Genomic DNA, 15,912 nt, shown 5'->3' with positions numbered 1-15,912 from the left:
CCCCTCACGGGACTGAGGGAACCACCCGAATCGGGGCTTTCTGTTCCCTATGGACGATGTCGACCATAGGGACTCGGACTCTTCGAAAGAGGGATCCACCCCTTGTGTCGCCCCCTCGAAAGTCCCTTGCGACGCGCACCGCGCGAGCCGGGACTGGGCCAATCCGGTGACTTCTCGCGCCATCAGACTAACGAGTGTCGTTATGTTCTCTTTGCGCCATGTATCCAGGTCTTGGTGTCCACACCAAATGACGGCCGCCGCACGATCAGGCCCGGACCCAAGTCGAGGAGATTGAGGAAAATGACAGCATCACGCAGATGGCGGGCCGCTCTGGTGTCGGCGGCCTCGACTGCCATTCTCATCGGAGCACCGCTGATCGGGGCGCAAGCCGCCTCGGCGCAGCCGTACCCGCCGCCGCCCCCGCCCCTGTCCGTCAGTACCACGATGGTGACAGCCGGGGACTCCTTGGACTTCAGCACCTCCGCCGGGGTGTTCGCCCCCAGGTCGAGCGTCACAGCGCTGCTGGAATCGACCCCGGTCGTGCTCGGCCACTTCCGGGCCCGGGCCGACGGATCGGTTTCGGGAACCGTGACCATCCCGGCGAACACCATCACCGGCTGGCACGTGTTCCGGCTCACCTCGGCTCATCCCGACCCGAGTGTCGGCGTCAGCATCTACGTGCGGGGCAGTGTGAAGCCCACCCCGCCCCCCAAGCCGCCCCACCACCCGGGCAAGCCCGGGCACCACGGCACGCCGGCACACAGTGGCCACAACGGAGGTGGCGTCGGACCCAACGACTCCCACGAACTCGCCGCAGCCGTCGGCCCGGCGAGCTACCCGGACGTGAACGGGAACGCCGAGAAGCTCGCGGCGACGGGCAGTGACAAGGCCCTGGTGATCGGCGGCACCGCGACCGCCCTCCTCGCGGCCGGTGGTGGCACGATGCTGGCCGTGCGGCGTCGTCGCAGCTCCTGACAATCAGAGCGTGCCCACAGCAGGACTACGGCGTCCCGGCCCCGGCCGGGACGCCGTCCGCCTGCCCGGGCCAGCCGTTCCGGCAACCGGGCGGCGCGCTGTCGCAGCACCGTGCTCCTGGCCACCGCTCCCTCTGCATCGGAGCCACCGCGCTGCTCACCCGGTCCGAGCCGGTGGCGGCCCGGGAGCGTCCCAGCAGTGTCCGACGATCCGGCCTGCCGAAGCCGCACTCACCGACGGCAGGCTGGCCCCCACCAGGTCGAACACAAGGTCTGATCCCGGGGCGTGGGGAGGGTTTCGAGGACCTTCGCCCGCAGGCTTCGGCGAGGGGACCACTCTGATGGGCCGGCCTCGCCTCGGGCCTCTTGCGTGCCGGCGAAGTCCCCCCCCCGGCTCTCCTCTTCCGGCATGAGGTACCCCTCGCGGCCCCTGGGCGTCCAGCGGGATCACATCGTCCCCGCCCGGACCACATTCCTGTACAGCCGTTCGAGTTCGGCGACCTTCAGGGAACCACGCTCGGTCTGGCCGATCAGCTGGTTGTTGGCAAGGCGACCGGCGGCATCCAGTGGCCCCGTGCCTGAGAGGGCATCAGCCAACGTGCTGACCAGCGGATCGGGAAGCAGGTCCGCCAGCAGGCCGTCCGCCAGCAGTTCCCGGTAGGGCGCGATGTCGGAGAGCAGCAGCCGGCACCCGGCAGCCGCAGCCTCGAGCACCGAGGAGCTTCGCTGGTCGGACCGGGGGACCGAGATCGCCACATCGCTCGCGCGCATCAGGCTGAACATCTCGGCCTGGCAGAGTCGCTGATCGACGAGGGCGACCCGGCCGGACAGGTCTTGTGCCCGGGCGCGCAACAGCCCGAGATATTCCTGCTGCGCCTGTCTGGCGGCCACGTGAATCGGCTGGTGACCCGCCACCAGCAGGAGGAACAGGTCCGGCCGGACCCGCGCGGCGCGGGAGAAGGCCGCGAGGATCTCGTGTGTCCGGTAGACCTCCGACGTGCTGCGGACCGACAGCGCGACCGTGGCTTCCGCCGGAATGCCGTACTTCGCGCGTGTCACCCGGGGATCGGCGTCGTGCCCGGCATCCAGCAGCACGTCCGGTACCCCCCAGGACAGGACCGTGATCCGTGAGCGGAGGACCCGGTACCGGCTCGCGACCAGCTCAGCCACCTCCCGGGAGGTCGGCACCACGCGCGCGGCCCGCCGCAGCGCCTGCCGAGCGACCAGCGCCCGGCCGAGATGCCGGTCCGCCGCGCGCAGTTCGGAGCCCCACGGCGTGACAAGCAGCGGCACTGCCGGGCGGGCCGGCAGCAGAAGGGAGAGCGCCCCGTGCACACCGAGCGAATGCACGTGGATGACATCCGGCCGCGCCCCGCGCACCTCGCGGCGCAGCCAGTGCCCCGCGCGCAGCACCCGCAACGGCCGGCCCCCTCCGGCGGGGGCGGATGTGATTCGCCAGTCATCGGGACACAGGCCCGGCCCGTGCCAGCTGCAGACCGTCACCTGATGCCCCCGCAGGGCCAGGTCGTCCGCCCAACGCCGGGTGTGCGCCGACGTGGCCGGCGCGAGCAGGACGACGCGCAGCGGCGCGGCCGATGCATCGTCCATACCCCGCCGTAGCGGGACGTGATCACGATCCTGCACGGTGCTCCCTGAGTACGAAACGGCCCTTGCCCGCCGCTGCTCGCAACCGCTTGGTCGGGCTCCTCGTGTAGCGCTCCCACGCGGTGCCCACCGCCAGCCATCGCGGGTCGGCGAGCGCGCATCCAGCCGCGGTCAGCAAAGCAGTGTGCAGGCAGTGGTAGGCGAAACTGGCGGGCGCGTGGTGCCGCAGGTCGTATCGGGTCCAGTACCCCAGGTCGAACTCGGGCAGCGAGTCGCGCAGCCGGTCCGCCACGCGCTCGTGGACGGTCCCGCCCTGATGCCCACTCAGCTCGCACAGACCGAAGAGGGCAAAGACCGCACCGTTGAGAATGTGACTGACCGGGTCCGACGGGCACTCCTCGGGAAAAGGGCGCCCCAGTTGGTCGTAGTGCGAGCAGCCGCCCGCCTCCAGCGGCCGAAGCATCAGTTCCACCGCACCCTCACTCGCATCGAGAAAGGACCGCTCGCCGGTCGTGGCGTATGCACGCAGCATCACGGACACCGCCAGGCCCTGAGCCATGGCGGAGTACCAGCCCGGGCGTACGCCGTACCGCGGCACCGGTACCGGATAGCGCCAGCCGCCATTGCTGTCCTGGCCGGCACGCAGCCATCTGGCCTGGGTCAGCAGAGCCTGGATGCCCGGCGGCCGTTCGTCCGCAGTGGCAGGGGACCATCCGGCGGCGAGGTCGCGGGTGTGCTGGGCGAGCGCATACAGGCTGACCGAGACCGGGTTCCGGTACATTGCGCCGGACACGGCACGCGTCACCACGACGTGCTCGTGGTCGAGCACGCTCCCGGCGGTCATCGGCCGCAGGTCGAGCGGGTATCTACCCGGTTGACCGGTCGGCATGTCACCTGGCGGTGTCGTCACGTCGACCGGGAAGCTCGGCCGCCGCAGATCGCGTACCGCCTTCCCCGCCATGCCGGCAAGGGTTGCCGTGGACCACGCCCTGTCCTTCACGCCTTCCTCCAGCGCAGCGGCCGGCGTCGCCCCCGCGCGGCCAGCGCCTGGTGGTACAGCTCGTCCACCTGGCTCACTGTCCCGGCGATGTCGAATTGCCGGAACGCGAGTTCGCGGCCGCGGTCGGCCATGCGGAGGCGTGCTGCGGGATCGGCGACCAGTGCGTTCACGGCCTGTGCCAGTGCTGCCGCGTCGGCGGGTGGGACCAACAGGCCGGTATGGCCGTGCTGGACGGTGTCCGGCAGGCCACCGACCTCGGTCGCCACCACGCCCTTACGCATGAGCAGCGCCTCCACCACGGTGTAGCAGGCGGACTCGTCCATGGAGGGGTTCACCAGTACGTCCAGCCCGGCCATGACCGAGCTGATGTCGGACCGGAAGCCGGTGAACCGGATCCGGTCGGCGACGCCGAGCCGGGCGGCGCGGCGTTCCAGCTCTCTCCGGTACTCTCCGTCGCCGACCAGCTCGTCGCCGACCACGAAGAACCTGGCGTCGGAGTTCTGCCGCAGAATCAGCGGGACTGCGTCGATGAAGACTTCGTGCCCCTTGACGCCGACCTGGCGGAACTCGCGCAACTTGCTCGGATACATGTAGGCGACCATGCCGATGGCCGGCGTGTCGCCGCCGAGCCCGAACTCCCGGCGGAACGGCCCCGGCGGCGTTGCCGGATCGAACCGGTGCACGTCGCAGCCGTAGTAGCTGACCGCGACCGACCGCGCTCCCATGGCCCGGTAGCGGTGCGCGATCGCCCGGCACGACCCGAGCACCAGGTCATCCCGACGCAGCGAGAGCCATTCCAGGATCCGGAAGGGAGCCATCCGTAGATGCACCAGTCCTGGAACCTGCGACACGACCAGCGCCGGCCGATGGGCAAACGAGGCCACTCGTGCCGCGAGCATCGCGATGATCAGATGCGAGTGGATGACATCCGGTTTGTACTCCCTGACGAACTTCATCAGCCGCCACTGCGCGGCCATCAGCCCGGGCAACTGTCTGATACGACGGGACAGTCCGAACCCGATGATCTCCACCCGGACGCCCCCGACCCTGCGCAGCCGGTCGGCGAGCGGGCCTTCGCGGGGCAGCACCGCGCAGACCTCGTGGCCCAGCTCGGCCAGCCCCCGCACCTGATCGTGGAACCAGCTCCCACCGACGGCGGTCGAGGTGATCTGGAGGATGCGCAGCCGCCGCGGGGGCTTCCCGCTGTCGAACGTACTCATCGCGCCACCGGCGCAGGCGCCGACGCCAGTACCGGTGCTGATTCCGGCACCGGTACTGGTGCCGGCCCCCGTGATGGGCCGACCGGAACCGGCTTCGCAGCCAGAACGATCAGCATCAGGGCGGCCAGCAGAGGGGGCACCAGCAGGACCTCACCGAACAGCGAGCAGACCCCGGCACCGACCATGGCCAGCAGCGCCGCCTCACCCGCGGGATCACCGGAGCGGATCGCCCGCAGAGCTCGGAGGGCGCCGAGCACGGCAAGTGCGCCGATCCCGAGCGCCCCCACAAGCCCTGTCTGCGAGAGCACGGTCAGGTACGTGTTGTGCGCGAATTCCAGGAGCGGGAACTGTAGGAACATGACCTCGTAATCACCGGTGGCTTGGTAAAAGGCGGGCAACTGGGCCGCGAAGTTCAGGTATCCGACGCCGAAAGCCGGGTGTGCCTCGAACATCCGCAGGGCGCTGCTCCACAGATCGAGCCGTACAGCGGAGTTGGCGTCCGGAGCGCCGCCGAGGATCGAGTCGAACCGGGCCGCGATCGCCGCGGGCAGCAGCGGCAGCATGCAGGCCGCGCCGGCACCCAGGGCCAGGACACCGCGCAGTGATCTGCGGGCGGCATAGAGAGCGATCATCGCGATGCCCGCCAGATAGGCCGCGCGGCTCAGCGAGTACGCAACCCCCAGGGCGAGCACGACGACCGCGGCGGCGGTGGCCAGTCGCGTCACGCGCCCCTGGACGGCCGTGCAGCGTCTGAGCAGGACTGCGGCCGCCATGACGAACAGGGCTCCCACGGCGTTGTGGTTGGCCGTGCCCTCTTGGGTGATGGCCAGAACAGCGGTGTCGGCAGGGGTGAGGTCCGCCTTCATGGCGAAGATGGACCCGGCTTGGGCGATTTCGATCACGGCCAGAATCACACTGCCGCAGCAGAACACCGTGAGCGCCCGGTCAAGAGCGGGTCCCGGTGGGGCGATCAGTGGTACGAGCAACAGCGGCGCGCACATCAGCAGCAGGTATTGCCAGTTACCGGTTCCCTGCAGCCCGGTGTCGCCGACCACGGCGCTGGCGGCCGCCATATAAGCGACCGTGCCGACGGTGATCAGGGCGCCGATCAGCTTCGGCCACGCGATCCCCGCGCCGGCGACGACGCGACCCAGCAGGCAGAGGAGCATCAGGGCGACCAGCCGTCTCGGGCTGATGAGCGATGTCCCGATGTCCGACTGCGAGAGCGGGATCGCGACCGCGAGCACATACAGACCCGCGTCCGGGATCAGTAGGCAGGCCACGACGATGACCGCGAGCCCGACGGCGGCGCTGACCAGGCTGACGGCGGGGCCGTACGCCATCGCGAGGTAGCCGACTCCTGCCACGGTCACAAGCCCCGCCGCGACCAGGTGGGTTCGCCTGAGCATCATGGACCTCACGTACCTCTGATACACGGCCGGCCGGCGGTCGCCGCCCCACTTGGCCACCAGTCGGCCGAGCGGTCGGCGCGCGGGGGCGGGCTGCCCGCCCTCGGTGGCAGGCCGAGCCGGCGGGTGCGGGCCGGCGCGGACGCCCCACCGCACACCCCTGCCGATCAGCACCGCGAACACCAGGTATCCGGCCGAGTCGGCCGCGCCGGCACCGACTGCCGCATAGTGGGGGGTCAGGACTCCGAGCAAAGCGACGTTGACCATCCCAGCGATCACGGTGGCCACGATCACCGGCCGAAGCAGGTCGGTGGCCGCCAGATAGGCCTGGAGCGAGCGGCCCATACTGAACAGCACAAGGCCCGGGAGCATCGCCCAGATCACCTGCACGGCACCGGAGTACGGTCGCCCGTAGACCGCCGGGATCAGGACGGGGGCAGCTGCCGCCACCATGGCGGCCGACACGGCGGCGGCAGCGAAAACGGTCCGGGCAATCCTGGCCGCCGCCCGCGCGTCGACAGCACCCGACGTGACCGCGGGAAACATCACCAGCGCGACCGCCGTGGGAAGCAGGAACATCGCCTCGGCCACGGGCAGCGCCACAGCGTACATGGCCACGGCCGTCGCCCCGGCGAGCAACTGGATCACCGGCACATCGAGACGCAGCATTCCGTAGTGGATGAGATTCGGGAGATAAGCCCTGAGGGCGAAGCTGCCGAAGGTCCGGGCGGACACCCGTTCACCATCGTCGTGGACCCGGGTCGTGGTCGCGATCAGCAGTACTCCGGCGCAGAGCAATTGCCCGGCCAGCGCGGACAGAAAGCAACTGGTGGGGGTCAGTGATCTTGCGGCGAACAGGCCGCAGACTCCGACAAGGTGGCAGGCCGCGGGGACGGTGCTCGCGAGGTTGTACGTCCTGACCCGGCCGCGGCCGATCTCGGCCGTGCCGAGCAGCGTGGTCAGCAGGGTCACCGGGCACATGGTGGCCGCGACCAGGGCAAGCCGGAACGGCACACCGAGCAGCACGACCGGCAAGAGATGACCGAGCAGCAGCCACAGCCCCGCCAGTGCCGAACCGGGAACCAGGGAGAACGCCACGGTCCACCGGACGATCTGGCGGTACGCGGTGTGTGAGGTTCCGGCGAACCGGGCGTTGGCGCTGTCCATGCCCAGGACCGTGACGATGCTCAGCACAGTGGGGACCGAGATCATGACCGCGAACGTGGCCCGGCCGTGCACCCCCAAGTCTCGTGCTGCGATGACGCCCGCCGCGAAGCTCATCGCCGTGGCGAGCAGTCGCGTGGTCAGTGTGCCTCCGATGGCGGCCGGGCTTACTCCTGGCAGTCGCACGCGGAGACCTTTCATGATCGACTGCACCACGAAAACGGCCTCCGGAGTCGCGAAACGGGATCGGTACCGCAGGGACGGCGGATGTGGTCACCGCCTCGGCACGCGCACAATCTAGCGGCATGAGTAACCCAAAGTAGCAAACTGGGCACACAGAGTAGTAGCGTTTCTCGGCGTCGAGCCAGTTACCGCTGGCGTATGCAGACGCCGGACAGGGCTGTTCCGGCGTGGACGACCGGGCCGGACATGGGAACGCCGTGGCGAAAGTGCTCAGTGCGGTCGGAGCACGTCCGCTGTTCGTCGAGCCTGCGCCGATCGCCTGGCAACTCACCCCGCTGGCCGGGGCCGACGGACTGATCGCCGACTCCGGCGACCTACAGAAGGAGGGGCTGGCGCTCGGTGCCCCGTGCGGCACCGTAGGGCGGCTTCGGCGGAGGTGAGGACATGAGGATCTGGATCTTCAACCACTACGCGGCGCCGCCGGACTGCGCCGCCGGCACCCGGCATTACGAGCTGGGACGTGTGCTGGCGTCGAAGGGACATGAAGTCACGGTCTTCGCCAGCAGCTTCAGCCATTTCAGCAGGCGCGAGGAACGGCTCGCGCCTGGCGAGACCGTGGCCACCCGGACGATCGACGGCGTCCGCTTCGTCTGGGTCCGCACGCCGCCGTACACCGGCAACGGACTCCGCCGCGTGGCGAACATGGCCCACTACGCGGCCCGGGTGCTCTGGGTGCAGCTCCGCCTGAACCGGCCGGACGTGATCGTCGGCTCCTCGGTGCACTTGCCCGCGGTGCTCGCCGCCTGGTTGGCGGCCCGCGGCCGCCGCGCGCGCTTTGTCTTCGAGGTGCGCGATCTGTGGCCGCAGACCCTGATCGACATGGGCGCGCTGCGCACGAACGGGCTGCCCGCCCGGCTGCTCCGGCTGGTCGAGTCCTTCTGCTGCCGGCAGGCCTCCGCCGTCATCTGCCTCCTGCCCGGGGCCTCCGGCTACCTGCAGGCCCGCGGCGTCCCGGCCCACAAGATCCGATATGTGCCGAACGGGATCCCCGACCTCCCGCCGCCGGGGGATCCGAGCCTGCCTGCCGGCCTGGACGGTGAGGACTCCGCGGACCAGGCCGCCGACCTGATCGACCGGATCAGGCGCTTGCGCAAGGATGGCTTTCTCACCGTCGGCTACATCGGCTCGCACGGTCCGGCCAACGGGGTGGCGACCATTGTCGCGGCCGCGGCGGGGTTGCGGACCGCCGGCCATCTGCGGGTCGCTGTGGTGCTGGTCGGCGACGGCCAGGAGAAGGCCGCGTGCCAGCAGCTCGCGCGCCGGCACGGCCTGGACAACGTGCTGTTCTGGCCGCCGGTGCCCAAGCGGGCTGTGCCGGCCGTGCTGGCCGAGTTGGACGTGACGCTGTTCTGCCTGCGCGATGTCGCGGTCTTCAAGTACGGCCTGAGCAGCAACAAGCTGTTCGACTACTTGGCGTCCGGCAAGCCGGTGCTGTTCGCGAGCAATGCGCCCGGCGGCCCCGTACGCGAGTCCGGCGGCGGCGTGTGCGTGCCCGCCGAATCCCCGGCGGACATGGCGGCCGGGTTGGCCGGGCTGGCCGGGATGAGCCGGTCCGACCGGGAGCGGATGGGTGAGCGCGGCCGCCGCTGGGTGTACCGGCATCACGGCATGACCGCCCTGGCGGACGCGTTCCTCGACGCGGTCTCGGCACCGGCGCGGCGCGAGGAGCCGGTGACGGAGGTGCGACCGTGACGCTGCACATCGTGGGCGCGGGCGGCTTCGGCAGGGAGACGCTGGACGCGGTGCGCGCGATGGCCGCGGCACCCGAGGTGGTCTTCGTGGACGAGCACCCGGCAGCCGCTGCGGTGGAGGGCTGTCCGGTGCTCGTTCCCGGGCAGTTGGCCGCGCCCGACGGACAGCGCAACGAGTTCGTCGTGGCGATCGCCGACGCCGATGCGCGCCGCAGGCTGGCGCGGGAGTTGGAGGATCGTGGCATGCGAGCGGCGACCGTGATCGACCCACGGGCGGTGGTCTCCCCCGGCGCACGGATCGGGCGCGGCTGTGTCGTGCTCGGGCAGGCGTTCATCTCCACCGGCACCGTCATCGGCGCACACGTCCAGGTCAACTACCAGGCCAGTATCGGGCACGACACGGTGCTCGACGATTTCGTGACGATCCTGCCGGGGGCCAACATCGCCGGGAACGTCACCGTCGGCGCCGGGTCCACGGTGGGCAGCAACGCCGCCGTGCTGCAGGGCCGGCGGATCGGGCCGTCCGCGATGGTCGGCGCCGCGGCACTGGTGACCCGCGATGTCACACCGGGTCAGGTGGTCGTGGGCGTGCCCGCCAGGCCCCGGGAGTCCTGACCGTCCGGTTCGATCAAGGGCTCCTGGGCACCGGCGTCGACGCGGCCAGGCCCACCCCGAGCATCGCGGCCGGGACCCGGGCGCGGTTGTGGCCCTCGCGCCCAAGTCGTGCGGGCCGGCATGTCATTGCGCGGTCAGCGGGCACCGACCGGCATCGGCCGGTCCATCGCGTTCGCAGCCGTGGTCGCCCGCTCTACGGCGGTGCTCACTGCGTCGGCGATCTCGGCCACCTCCGCCTCGGTCAACCGGTGATGAACCGGCAGCGAGAGCATCGCCTGGGCGACGGCCTCGGTCACCGGCAGTTCAGCGGCGAGCCCGGCGCCGCCGTCCCGCCGGGCGAAGAGCGGCTGCCGGTGAACGGGCGGGAAGTAGATCCGTGCTTCGATTCCCCGGTCCAGCAGGTCGGCCAGCACTTGGTCTCGGATGCCGGGAAGCAGGCAGGTGTAGAGCGCCCAGGTGCCCCTGGCGTCGGGCACCTGATGGGGCGTGGTCAGGCCGGGCAGTCCGGTCAGCCGCCGGGTCAGCGATCGAACGATCTGCTGTTTGCGCCCGAGGATGCCGTCCAGCTTGCGCAGCTGCACCCGGCCGATCGCGGCCTGCATCTCGGTCAACCGCCAGTTGTAGCCAAGGCTTTCATGCTGGTACAGACCGGTCTGACCATGGTTGCGGAGCAGTCTCAGCCGCTCCGCGACGCCCGGGTCGTCGGTCAGCACGATGCCGCCCTCACCAGTGGTGATGTTCTTGGCCGGGGTGAAGCTGAACATGGCCGACCGGCCGACGGTGCCGACCGGTCTGCCGCGGTACTGGGCGCCGGCCGCCTGTGCGGCGTCCTCCAGCAACGGCACGCCGGCCGCGGCGCACACCCGCGCCAGCCCGTCGAGGTCCCCGGGCTGCCCGGCGTAGTGCACGGTCATGACGGCCCGGGTGGCCCGGGTGATGCGGGCCGCGACCGATACCGGGTCGAGGTTGAAGGTCCGGGGATCGATGTCGGCGAAGACCGGGGTGGCCCCGACGTGGCACACCGATGTCGCGGTGGCGACGAAGGTCATCGACGGGACGATCACCTCGTCGCCGGGACCGATGCCCTCGGCGAGCAACATCGCTTGCAGCGCGGCCGTACCGGTGCAGAACGTCACACCGAACCGCGCCTCATGCCGGTCGGCGAACTCCTGCGCGAAGGCTTCGTTCTCCGCGCCGTTGGTGAGAACACCGCTGCACAGGACCCTGCGTACCGCCTGCGCCTCCTCCTCACCGAGGTCGGGACTGGCAAGCCGGATCCGGACGTTGCTGTCAGGCACCTGAGAGCATCCTTTCTGAACTGCGGGCGATCGGATCTTTGTCGTGGCTGACGGTGGCTCCACCCCTGGCCAGGACCGTCCAGATGGTGAGGAACATGATGGCCAGGTCGAGCCGGAAGCTCTGGCGCAGGACGTACCGCAGATCCCACTCGATGCGCTCCGGCCAGCTCAGCCGCTGCCGCCCGTGCACTTGCGCCAGGCCGGTCAGACCCGGGACGGCCAACAGCCGCAACTGCTGACGATCGGTGTACCGGCGTACCTGGTAGGGCAGCGTCGGTCGCGGCCCGACCAGGCTCATCTGTCCGCGCAGCACATTGACCAGCTGGGGCAACTCGTCGAGAGACGTGCGGCGCAGCACCCGTCCGACTGCGGTCACCCGGGTGACATCGGGGTCACCCGGTGTGTCCGGTCCGTCCGGGGCGTTCCGCATCGTGCGCAGTTTCAGCAGGACGAACGGGCTGCCGCCGCGGCCGACGCGCTGCTGCCGGAACAGGACGGGTCTGCCGTGCGCGAGCAGATGCGCCAGCGCGGCGATCGCGCAGAGCAGCGCGGCCGGCACGATGATCAGGCCGACCACGACCAGGTCCAATAGACGCTTGCCGCGGTACGGCCTGCGGTGAGGCACCTGGTTGCCGCCGGGCCGCGCGGTGGACGCCTGCGCCATCGCCCAGCCTGGCCGGTGCCGACCCGGTACGGGCGGGGCGGTCACCTGCTGGCCTCCGCTCTTCCGGGCTGGCCGGGCAGCGCGGCCTGGTCGGCCGACTCCTCGGGACCGGCCGCCGTGGCGAGGAGCGCCAGGGCGGCGCGTACCTCTTCGGGATCGGTGAGGTGAGCGATGCCGGTGACCTCACCCGCATCGAGTGCGGGCACCGGCACCTGTCTGACCAACGGATGCCTCGGCCGGTGGTCACGTTCCCCGGCGCCCAGCAGGTCCTCGGTCAGCTTCTCGCCAGGCCTCAGCCCCGTGAAGACGATCTCCACGCGCCGTGACGCTGCGGCGGCCATCCGGCGGGCGAGGTCGACGATGCAGACCTGGTCTCCCATGTCGAGGACGAGGACCTCGCCGCTCTCCCCGACCGTCACAGCCTGCAGCACCAGCTGGACGGCTTCGGTGGCCGTCATGAAGTAGCGGGCGACGTCCGGATGAGTCACGGTGACGGGGCCGCCCGCGTCGATCTGCGCGGACAGCGAGCCGAGCAGCGAACCCCGGCTGCCCAGGACGTTGCCGAACCTGACCGACACCCAGGTCCCGGGAAACTCGCCGGCCATGTGCGCAGTGAGCCGCTCGGTGATCCGCTTGGAGGTGCCGAGGACGCTCACCGGGTCGGCCGCCTTGTCCGTGGAGACGTTCACGAACGACCGCACGCCGCAATCCGCTGCCGCTCGCAGCACGTTCAGCGTGCCAGTCACGTTCGTCTTCAGCGCCTCGGCCGGATACCGCTCGAGCAGTGGCAGATGTTTCACCGCCGCCGTATGGAACACGATCTCCGGGCGGGCCTGCGCGAAGACTTCACGGATGCGGGAGGCATCCGTGATGTCGGCCAGCACGACCTCGTCGGAATCGAGCAGCGCACGGCCGTGCAGCGCGAGCTGGATCGCGTGCAGAGCTGATTCGTCCCGGTCGAGCATCACCAGCGACGCGGGACCCAGACGATGCAACTGGCGGCACAGCTCCGAGCCGATCGAGCCACCGGCGCCCGTGACGAGGATGCGGCGTCCGGCGAATTGTGCGGCAGCCGACTTCAGGTCCAGGCGGACCGGATCGCGACCCAGCAACTGGGTGATCCGCGGGTCGCGGACGTCGTCGATCCGCGCCGGTCCTGCGACCAGTTCCTCGATGCGCGGAATCACCTTGGTGACCAGACCGACCGACTCGGCCAGGGTGATCAGCTCGCGGATCACCTGGCCGTCCCGGCACCCGCCGGCGATCGCGATCACCATGACCGTCGCCCCGGTCTCCGCGGCGACCTCCGCCAACCACTCCCGTCCGCCGCGCACTCGGATCCCACAGATCCGCAGCCGGCGCTTGGCCGGGTCGTCATCCAGCAGGGCGACCGGTTGGTACTGCGCGCCAGGCTGACACATGAGCCGCTGCACGAGCTGCGCTCCGGCACTGCCCGCGCCGAACACGATCACCTTGGTGGCGGTCGGCGCGGGCCGTCGCGGCCTGCGTCGGACGGTCGCCGCCGCGGCCCTGATGGTGATCATGCCAAGCACGCCGACCAGAGCGGCCAGTCCGGCCACGGCCGGCCTGACTCCCACCAGGGGCAGTCCCGCCTGACACATACCCAGCAGAAGGAGCCCGGTCAGCCCCGCGGAGACCAGTACCGCACTCAGTTCCGGGCCGGTCTCCGCCTGATAGCGCCCGGAGTAGAGCCCGCACACGGCCCCGGCCAGCACCGCTGCCGCCCCCGTGACAGCACAGACGACGACCGGATGGCCGGGTCCGACGAGCAGGTCGGAAGCGCCGCTGCTGGTCATGCCTGCGATGAGGAGGCCGCATGTCCAGGCGACCGCGTCCATGGCGGCCTGCACCGCCGGGCGGCGACACCGGGCGGCAACGCCGGACCAGCCATCCGACCGGGCTCGGATTTCCGGTGCGGTGTGGAACACCGCAGGTTGAACCGCTGTCAGCTTGTCTTTGCCCGCGTATTCCCCACGCAAGGTGAACCCCGATCAGCAGGATGTCAATTGCCGAAGACCTATTTCGGCACTTCATTGACGGCATGTCCACGGACGCTGCCGCGTCCTTCTGGGTGGATCAGAATGTTTCTTGTGATCTCGCGGACGCTGATTTTCCGTGGGTACGATTTCGCCGCCTGCCTGAACGGCCCCCGCTGCACGCTTCTCGAGCGTGCGTGGGCCCCTTGAGGTTCACTCGATCGGCCCGACTACTTCACGCACGGCTGCACATACACCTTGGTGATCTGCGGCCGCGCCAACGGCTGAGAGGGCACCACGGGGGGCCGATCCGAAGCCGGTTCCAGCAGACGAACGTCCACTTCTCGCGTCTGACCGGGCAAGAGTTCCACCTGCGTCCCGAGCACCGGGTGACCTCGCTCCTCGGTCGACGACAGCATAAGTCGCCGCCCGTCCAGCGTCGCACCGGTGAACCGCGCGCCGGAACTGGCGTAAAACGAAAGCCAGATGCTTGTGGATCCCGGGGGGTGTGAGTGCCGGGGATCGTCGGAACGGAGAGCGACGAGAGGAGGGAGGCCCACAGTGGGTGCACCGTTCGTCAGCCTGATCCGCACCGCGCTGGAACGGGTACCGCCCTTGCAAGGACCAAGCTCGTAGGCCAGCGACCGCCCCAGGTAGTAGTCCATTTTATTGCCCGCGGAATTGTTGACCACGAGATAGGCGAACGGCCCTGTCCTCTCGGGGATGTCGCCGGCCAGCCCGGCTTTTCCGAGTGCCGACTCGGTGGAGGCATCTCTACTCCACACACGCAGTCGGCCGTCGCTGGCGTTCTGCCCCAGCGCGTGGAGGAGGGCCACCGAATCGTGCCCGTGGCGCAGCAAGGCAGCAGCGACCGACTGCGCGACCTGTACCAGGAAACGTTTTCGCTCGATATTGCTGTACGACGCGTACAGGGTGCTCTCGGTGAGCTCCACGGTGTTCTCCGCCGTCAGCTGCTTTCCATCCGGAAGTCGGACCGGGCCCGTGGCTTTGAGGACACGGGCGAGTCCTACAGGATCGGTCGCGATGGCCCCATCGAGACGTTGCCCCGTAAGTCGCTGCCACAGGCCCACCCAGACCTGCGCCGCATACGGAAAATGAGCGGACAGATTGGAATTGGCCAGCCCCTGAGTACTCTCGGCACCGCTGTACCGGCGGTCGAACGCCGGTCCGAAGTTCGCCACGGGGGTGTTGGTACGCGGCAGCGTGTCATCCGACGCAAAGTCGTGCAAAGTGATGCCACCACGGTCGGCGGTCAAGATACCGAAGGCGCCTACGAGGCCACCAGTGCCCCGGGCCTCGGCATTGTTCTGGAAGGCAAGAAAGTAGGAGCGTGGCGCCGTGCCGCCCAGAACAGGCATCAGCAGCCGCGTCGTCGACTCCGCCTCGGAGACCGAGTCGGAGAGGCGCGCCACCCGGTCGGACAGCCGCTGCCGTGCCAGGTCGAGGCGACTGACCACCGTCGAGCCGGGCAAGCCATCCAAAGTCGTTTGGACTCCGGCCAGTTGACGGCGCACGCCCCCCAGCAGGTCCGTGACGGACGAAAGCCGGCGGAGGTCGACGCGCCCCTGGTGCACCATCCGCCCGGACGCGAGCATCTGCTGCAGGCGCACAGCCTCCGGCAGCACCCCGGTGACCATGTCGTCGGCGGCGACAGTCAGCCCCCGGGCAGAACGGAGCGGGGGGCCCATCAGTGGAAGACTCTCAGCTGCGCTCCACACCGGCGTGCCGGCCGCGCTCCGGGCGGCCGCTGTGTGTTTCCGGATGTCGTCCAGAACCTCGGCCGAGGGCTGACGACGACCGGTCATCTCCGTTTGCAGTCGGTCAGTGGCCACCTGAGCCGCGGCAAGATTGGTCTGGACCGCGCGAAGCTCCCACACCAGGAAACCGGCCAACGCTGCGGACAACAGACCGACAGCTCCGGCGCCCCAGAGGAAGGTTCGGTGGCGGCGCCGTAGCATCACGGCAGCGGATGCCCGCGCCCGCGCCACAGCGCCCTTCCGGCTGCATCCCG

Annotated in this window: 12 protein-coding genes; 4 read left to right on the top strand and 8 right to left on the bottom strand. The window is 69.9% G+C overall.

Annotation, left to right across the window (positions count from 1 at the left end; genetic code table 11):
• The first annotated feature begins 300 nt into the window (after window positions 1–300).
• Window positions 301–975: a hypothetical protein gene (locus RKD20_RS28290; RefSeq protein ID WP_424880168.1), complete on the top strand. Its 675-nt coding sequence runs from the start codon at window positions 301–303 to the stop codon at window positions 973–975.
• A gap of 446 nt (window positions 976–1,421) precedes the next feature.
• Here the strand turns inward: RKD20_RS28290 and RKD20_RS28285 are convergent, their stop codons facing one another.
• Genes RKD20_RS28285 through RKD20_RS28270 form a run of 4 tightly spaced genes read right to left on the bottom strand, consistent with a single transcriptional unit; the run spans window position 1,422 to window position 7,558 of the window.
• Entirely contained in the window at window positions 1,422–2,582 is a 1,161-nt protein-coding gene (locus tag RKD20_RS28285; RefSeq protein ID WP_424880167.1) for a glycosyltransferase family 4 protein, read from the bottom strand.
• A gap of 22 nt (window positions 2,583–2,604) precedes the next feature.
• Entirely contained in the window at window positions 2,605–3,579 is a 975-nt protein-coding gene (locus RKD20_RS28280) for a D-glucuronyl C5-epimerase family protein (RefSeq protein WP_424880166.1), read from the bottom strand.
• Complete coding sequence (locus RKD20_RS28275; RefSeq protein WP_424880165.1) at window positions 3,576–4,799, bottom strand: glycosyltransferase family 4 protein; 1,224 nt, start codon at window positions 4,797–4,799, stop codon at window positions 3,576–3,578. Before RKD20_RS28275 ends, RKD20_RS28280 begins: the two co-directional genes overlap by 4 nt.
• Window positions 4,796–7,558 carry an O-antigen ligase family protein gene (locus tag RKD20_RS28270; protein WP_424880164.1) on the bottom strand — a complete coding sequence of 921 codons (2,763 nt, stop codon included), beginning with the start codon at window positions 7,556–7,558 and terminating at the stop codon, window positions 4,796–4,798. Before RKD20_RS28270 ends, RKD20_RS28275 begins: the two co-directional genes overlap by 4 nt.
• Before the next feature lie 254 nt (window positions 7,559–7,812).
• Here RKD20_RS28270 and RKD20_RS28265 point away from each other — a divergent pair, with 254 nt between their 5' ends.
• Genes RKD20_RS28265 through RKD20_RS28255 form a run of 3 tightly spaced genes read left to right on the top strand, consistent with a single transcriptional unit; the run spans window position 7,813 to window position 9,921 of the window.
• Window positions 7,813–7,995 carry a hypothetical protein gene (locus RKD20_RS28265; RefSeq protein ID WP_424880163.1) on the top strand — a complete coding sequence of 61 codons (183 nt, stop codon included), beginning with the start codon at window positions 7,813–7,815 and terminating at the stop codon, window positions 7,993–7,995.
• Between the two features lie 4 nt (window positions 7,996–7,999).
• Entirely contained in the window at window positions 8,000–9,307 is a 1,308-nt protein-coding gene (locus tag RKD20_RS28260; RefSeq protein WP_424880162.1) for a glycosyltransferase family 4 protein, read from the top strand.
• The gene (locus RKD20_RS28255; RefSeq protein WP_424880161.1) at window positions 9,304–9,921 is read left to right on the top strand and encodes an acetyltransferase; all 618 of its coding nucleotides are present in this window, start codon (window positions 9,304–9,306) and stop codon (window positions 9,919–9,921) included. The genes RKD20_RS28260 and RKD20_RS28255 overlap by 4 nt, the downstream gene beginning before the upstream one ends.
• A gap of 134 nt (window positions 9,922–10,055) precedes the next feature.
• Here RKD20_RS28255 and RKD20_RS28250 read toward each other — a convergent pair whose 3' ends face one another.
• The 4 genes from RKD20_RS28250 to RKD20_RS28235 all read right to left on the bottom strand — a co-directional run bounded on the left by RKD20_RS28250 (window position 10,056) and on the right by RKD20_RS28235 (window position 15,805).
• Entirely contained in the window at window positions 10,056–11,219 is a 1,164-nt protein-coding gene (locus RKD20_RS28250; protein ID WP_424880160.1) for a DegT/DnrJ/EryC1/StrS family aminotransferase, read from the bottom strand.
• The gene (locus RKD20_RS28245) at window positions 11,212–11,928 is read right to left on the bottom strand and encodes a sugar transferase (protein WP_424880159.1); all 717 of its coding nucleotides are present in this window, start codon (window positions 11,926–11,928) and stop codon (window positions 11,212–11,214) included. Before RKD20_RS28245 ends, RKD20_RS28250 begins: the two co-directional genes overlap by 8 nt.
• Window positions 11,925–13,700, bottom strand: a complete 1,776-nt coding sequence (locus RKD20_RS28240; RefSeq protein WP_424880158.1) for an SDR family NAD(P)-dependent oxidoreductase — start codon at window positions 13,698–13,700, stop codon at window positions 11,925–11,927. The genes RKD20_RS28245 and RKD20_RS28240 overlap by 4 nt, the downstream gene beginning before the upstream one ends.
• Window positions 13,701–14,110: 410 nt before the next feature.
• Entirely contained in the window at window positions 14,111–15,805 is a 1,695-nt protein-coding gene (locus RKD20_RS28235; protein WP_424880157.1) for a DUF4012 domain-containing protein, read from the bottom strand.
• Between the last annotated feature and the right edge of the window lie 107 nt (window positions 15,806–15,912).

This window comes from Streptomyces sp. SLBN-8D4, from assembly GCF_049739545.1.
Classification (GTDB): domain Bacteria; phylum Actinomycetota; class Actinomycetes; order Streptomycetales; family Streptomycetaceae; genus Streptomyces; species Streptomyces canus_C.
This window is presented reverse-complemented; position numbering and strand designations above follow the sequence as displayed.

What these genes read in the sequence shown, in the direction of transcription:
- RKD20_RS28290 (WP_424880168.1), top strand. Translation starts at nt 301, where the DNA reads ATGACAGCATCACGCAGATGGCGGGCCGCTCTGGTGTCGGCGGCCTCG.
- RKD20_RS28285 (WP_424880167.1), bottom strand. Translation starts at nt 2,582, where the DNA reads ATGGACGATGCATCGGCCGCGCCGCTGCGCGTCGTCCTGCTCGCGCCG.
- RKD20_RS28275 (WP_424880165.1), bottom strand. Translation starts at nt 4,799, where the DNA reads ATGAGTACGTTCGACAGCGGGAAGCCCCCGCGGCGGCTGCGCATCCTC.
- RKD20_RS28260 (WP_424880162.1), top strand. Translation starts at nt 8,000, where the DNA reads ATGAGGATCTGGATCTTCAACCACTACGCGGCGCCGCCGGACTGCGCC.
- RKD20_RS28240 (WP_424880158.1), bottom strand. Translation starts at nt 13,700, where the DNA reads ATGACCAGCAGCGGCGCTTCCGACCTGCTCGTCGGACCCGGCCATCCG.